The following is a 5,027-nucleotide window of genomic DNA, read 5'->3' on the forward strand; positions in this document are numbered from 1 at the left end:
TCCTCCTGCGGCAGCTGAGGCCAAGCGACCCAGGGGTACATCAACTGTACCATTAGCTGTATCCATCGTGGCAGTTCCTTCTGGTTTCAATCCCAAAGCTTTTGCCATTTTTGGGGTAATTGTCACGACGGATGCTCCTGTATCAACCACCATTTCAAAGGTTCGTTTACCATTAAAAGTGACATCAATCACAGGAGTGTTATAGACTCGGCGTTTGATCGGGATTGTAATCACTCCTGAACTGTTTTGCTTTGATATGCCACAAAGTTTGCCAAGGTCAATCAGATTGCCATTGGCATCCCGCATGAAACAGGGTAAATCGATTTGAGCCTTAGAAACAGCAGGAGTCAGGGTGCTGGTTGTGATTACAAATAATGTTGTTAATAGTTGGATTGGTAAATAGGGTTTCACCTGATTTATCTACTCCAGTATTTTGATTAGTACAAACTTTTAGGAAGGATTAAGGATGAAGGCTGACTCTGGACTTATCGCCTAATCCTAGATTACCCAGGGAAACTCTTAAACCAACACTACTCTTAGAGAGAGTTTATAGATACACTTTAATAATAGCTAATCGGTAATAAATCAATTAGCAGATAGGGAATCGTTGTTGGCTCGTTATCGGGAAAAGTTTGGGGAGTTATGCTGATAGCTGGCACTATTACAAAAAAACTTAATAAAGGAAGTCATAACAATCGATTTGAGTACTGAAATCGATGCAGCAAGGGAACAGGGGAGTCAGCGCCAGCTGCACATCGACCATCGGCCAGCAATCCCCACTAGGTCAGGGATTGCCCATTGGCGCACGCTACGCGATTGGCCGTAGGCCACGCTAAAAGCGATCGCCTTTAGTGCTCAAACAGTTGAGCTAGCAATGGGCTAACTGTCTATTGTGATAGTGCGATCGCACTCAAGTGTGGCCACTATCGGTTATTCAGAACTATCTTCTGCCACATTGGTGGACTCAGACTCTTCGGTCTCTACTGCCTGTTGTTCCGATATTTCCTCGACCACAGTAGTGGATTGATATTCCCTTGGTGCTACCGCCTTTTGTTCATAACTATCTTCGACCACAGTAGTGGACTCAGACTCCCCGGTCTCTACTGCCTGTTGTTCCGATATTTCCTCGACCACAGTAGTGAATTTATATTCCCTTGGTGCTACCGCCTTTTGTTCATAACTATCTTCGACCACAGTAGTGGACTCAGACTCCCCGGTCTCTACTACCGCTTCTTCCAATATCTCATCAACAACAGTAGTGGACTCAGATTCCCTTGGTGCTACCGCCTTTTGTTCATAACTATCTTCGACCACAGTAGTGGACTCAGACTCCCCGGTCTCTACTACCGCTTCTTCCGAGATCTCCTCAACAACAGTAGTGGACTCAGATTCCTTTGGAGCTACCACAGGTTTCTCTGATGTAATGTCGAGTTTCTCTGGCGCTTCAGGTGAGGGGCTAGGGGTGACAGCGGAACGTCCGAAGAAACTGCCAAAGCGACTCCAGATGTTTAATTTTGCCTTTTTTGACGGTTCAGGTAGAGGGGTTACTGATTCAGCCCCAGTAGTTGCTTCCTCAACTGGTGCTGGGGTTTCACTGGCAGGAACTAGCTCTTCTGCTTCCAAAGTTGTTTCCACCTCAGGTAGGTTGGACTCAACCTCAGGAGTTGGTTCCTCCAGAGTTATTGGTAGTTCACTGGGTGTTACAGATTCCTCTAGTTCTGGTATTTGCTCTGTTTCAGTGGGTGCTAATTCCCCTGGTGGTGTAGTGTCTTCTTCTGTAGTTTCTTGTTCTAAGGAGGTCGGTTCAGAGGTGAGAGGTTCTTCAACTATCGGAACAACCGAGGGTATTGGTGTTGGCTCTACTGTAGGCGAAGTAGTCAATGATGGACTCGGAGCTGGTGTCTCTTCTGGTACAGGTATTGGGGTTGCCGGTGGCTGATAGTTGGGGTCTACAATACCACCAGCTTGCTCAGCCGAGAGTTGACCCAATACTAGGTGGGAAAGGGTGTCTTCACCGTTAGGCTGGTAGTTAATCACCTGTACTGTGTTGTTGAAAACATTCTTGACTGGGTTGCCCTGTCCATCGAGAAACTCTAACTCTACCCAGTTTTTGCCCTCTTTAAACCCTGTCAGATAAATCGATTCCCAACGGTCGAGTAGGAAACTTTGACCGTTCACAGTAACCCGAATCTGCCAATCAACACTATCATCATCTAGATTGTCTTGAGCCACTAGCTGGAGAGGGGTATTACTCAAGGGGGTATTCGTCAAATAGAAGTCCAGCAGAATCGGCTCTGCTCCGTAGTCGCCTTTTGGAACGTTGTAAGTTAGGAGTGGCAGCGCTGGATCTGGGTTGTTGTCGTCAGTTTTAGTAAAGATATGAAATGTGGTCTGGGCATAGGCACCTTGATTTTTGAAGCTCTCATCCCAGGGGCGAGAGGCAAATGCCCGCAGGGTATGGGTGCCAGGGGATAAATCCTCTAGGATTAGAAGTTGGTCTAGGTCATAGATGGCTTGGTAAGGTTGGTTGTCCAGGATGACGTTCAGATGAGGACCTATACCTAGATCGGGATCTTGGAAAATTGGCAAGTCCTGAACCTGAAATTTCACTGATACTGTTGTATCTTCAAGCACCATGTCATCACCAGGTCTGACAATGATGACTTGAGGCTGGTAAGCCTCTAGGCTCTGACTAAGCTCTTGAATAGCTAGGGGTGGCCCTACTTCTGATAACTGATTAACTTGGTTGGTTTGGGAGCTGGCATCGATGCCAAACCGCTTCGATGTCTTGATGCGATCGCTACCGCAGGCCACCAGACCCCAAACTAAAATCGTTGTGATTAGGAAGAAAAAAAGTCTTTTCACCATGATTATCTGGCTGTTCCTACCCAACAAGCCATCTCCTTTGATCACCAGCCTTTAATCTTAACTTACAGGTTGACCTCTAGTCTTGCTCCTTGTCTTTAGGTGTTGGTCTATGAGCGTTGGGGTTGCCTATTGGCAGGATGATCAAGTCTGTTCTAACTTTCCCCCTCTTGGTGCGCATTTCCTTGGCAAGGTTACCTAGCCTGGGTCCCACCGCTCTTCCAAGTGTTCCGCTTTTCTATAAATCTTCCGCTTCTCTATCAACCATACCCCTACACCTTCAACCCTTGAGGGTCGTCCGTCTAGATCGGGGACACTTTTTTCAAAAAATATTTAGCATTTATTTACATTTTTTAACATTTTGAAAAAATTATCATTGAATTTTTCTATAGTTAGTTTTGATTTGTTGTGATGGCGGCTTAGACACAAACAGTGGTATACCTATTAATACTGCTAATTGAGAATAGTTAACGATTATCCAAAAAATTGTTAACTATTTTTAACTGAATTCAAAAAGCGCCTGAAGCAAGACCTATTATCTTCTAAGGGAGGTATCCGTTTTGACGTAAATTCAGAACAGGTCCTTGCTTCGGTTAGAAAGCAGTGATTAAAAAAGTGCTTTCTTATCCATAAAAATAAAACTCCCCTAGGGGTATTAGTCGTTCCTTGTCTAGAGAGGAGATTCCTCATGCCACTCGAGGTCGATAACGACCCGGTACCAGCTTCCTTTGAGAAGTGGGGTAAGCCAGGTCATTTTGATCGAACCCTAGCGAGAGGTCCCAAAACCACCACTTGGATTTGGAACCTTCACGCTAACGCTCATGATTTCGATAGTCATACCAGTGACTTAGAAGACGTTTCTCGCAAAATATTTAGTGCACACTTCGGTCACCTAGCCGTTGTCTTTGTCTGGTTGAGCGGCATGTACTTCCATGGTGCTCGTTTTTCTAACTACGAGGCATGGCTGAGTGATCCCACTAGTATTAAGCCCAGTGCTCAAGTGGTTTGGCCCGTTGTTGGTCAAGGCATTTTGAATGGGGATGTTGGTGGGGGCTTCCACGGCATCCAAATCACCTCTGGTTTCTTCCAGCTGTGGCGTGCTTCCGGTATCACCAATAGCACCCAACTGTACGTAACAGCCATTGGTGGTCTGGTAATGGCAGCCCTGATGCTATTTGCTGGCTGGTTCCACTACCACAAGAAGGCTCCGAAACTGTCATGGTTCCAGAACGTGGAGTCGATGATGAACCACCACTTACAAGTGCTGCTGGGCTGCGGCTGCCTGGGTTGGGCAGGTCACCAGATCCATGTGTCTTTGCCCATCAACAAGCTCTTGGATTCTGGGGTGGCTCCTAGTGAGATTCCACTGCCCCATGAGTTCATATTAAATAAGGGCTTGATGGCAGATCTTTATCCCAGTTTTGCTAAGGGCATAACCCCCTTCTTCACCCTGAACTGGGGCGTCTACTCTGACTTCCTCACCTTCCATGGTGGTCTGAATCCAGTAACCGGTGGATTGTGGTTGTCAGATACCGCTCACCATCACCTAGCTCTAGGAGTCCTGTTTATCATTGCTGGCCACATGTACCGTACTAATTGGGGTATTGGTCATAGCATGAAGGAAATTCTAGAAGCTCATAAGGGTCCGTTCACTGGCGAAGGACACAAAGGTCTTTATGAAATCCTGACTACGTCTTGGCATGCCCAGCTAGCCATTAACCTAGCCATGCTAGGCTCCCTGACCATAATTGTGGCTCATCATATGTACGCGATGCCTCCGTATCCGTACCTTGCCACAGACTATGGTACTCAGCTGTGCCTATTCACCCACCATATGTGGATTGGTGCCTTCTGTATTGTAGGAGGTGCAGCCCATGGTGCTATTTTCATGGTGCGGGACTATGACCCAGCCAAGAATGTGAACAACCTACTAGACCGCGTGATCCGTCACCGGGATGCCATTATCTCTCACCTAAACTGGGTGTGTATCTGGTTGGGTTTCCATGCCTTTGGTCTTTACATTCACAACGATACGATGCGCGCTTTGGGTCGCCCTCAGGATATGTTCTCTGATACGGCGATTCAGCTACAGCCAATCTTTGCCCAGTGGATTCAAAACATCCACAACCTAGCGCCGGGAGGAACTGCTCCCAATGCTTTGA

General features: G+C 46.8%; 4 protein-coding genes. 2 read left to right on the forward strand and 2 right to left on the reverse strand.

What is annotated here, in order from left to right:
- Nucleotides 1-411: retropepsin-like aspartic protease family protein (locus F6K20_RS23880; protein ID WP_287296269.1), on the reverse strand; the 411-nt coding region annotated here is incomplete at its 3' end.
- A 289-nt stretch (nucleotides 412-700) separates the two neighbouring features.
- Here F6K20_RS23880 and F6K20_RS23885 point away from each other — a divergent pair.
- Nucleotides 701-826 (forward strand): hypothetical protein, encoded by a 126-nt coding sequence (locus F6K20_RS23885; RefSeq protein WP_287264680.1) that lies wholly within the window; start codon nucleotides 701-703, stop codon nucleotides 824-826.
- A 104-nt stretch (nucleotides 827-930) separates the two neighbouring features.
- On the opposite strand, the gene F6K20_RS23890 is transcribed toward F6K20_RS23885, so the two are convergent.
- Nucleotides 931-2,868 carry a hypothetical protein gene (locus F6K20_RS23890; protein ID WP_287296271.1) on the reverse strand — a complete coding sequence of 646 codons (1,938 nt, stop codon included), beginning with the start codon at nucleotides 2,866-2,868 and terminating at the stop codon, nucleotides 931-933.
- Nucleotides 2,869-3,553: 685 nt separating this feature from the next.
- Here F6K20_RS23890 and psaA point away from each other — a divergent pair.
- Nucleotides 3,554-5,027, forward strand: a 1,474-nt coding sequence (gene psaA, locus F6K20_RS23895) for a photosystem I core protein PsaA (RefSeq protein ID WP_287296273.1), incomplete at its 3' end; no start/stop codon positions are given.

Origin of the sequence: Moorena sp. SIO2C4, from assembly GCF_010672485.1 — a bacterium.
In the GTDB taxonomy this organism is placed as follows: Bacteria; Cyanobacteriota; Cyanobacteriia; order Cyanobacteriales; family Coleofasciculaceae; genus Moorena; species Moorena producens.

What these genes read in the sequence shown, in the direction of transcription:
- F6K20_RS23890 (WP_287296271.1), bottom strand. Translation starts at nt 2,868, where the DNA reads ATGGTGAAAAGACTTTTTTTCTTCCTAATCACAACGATTTTAGTTTGG.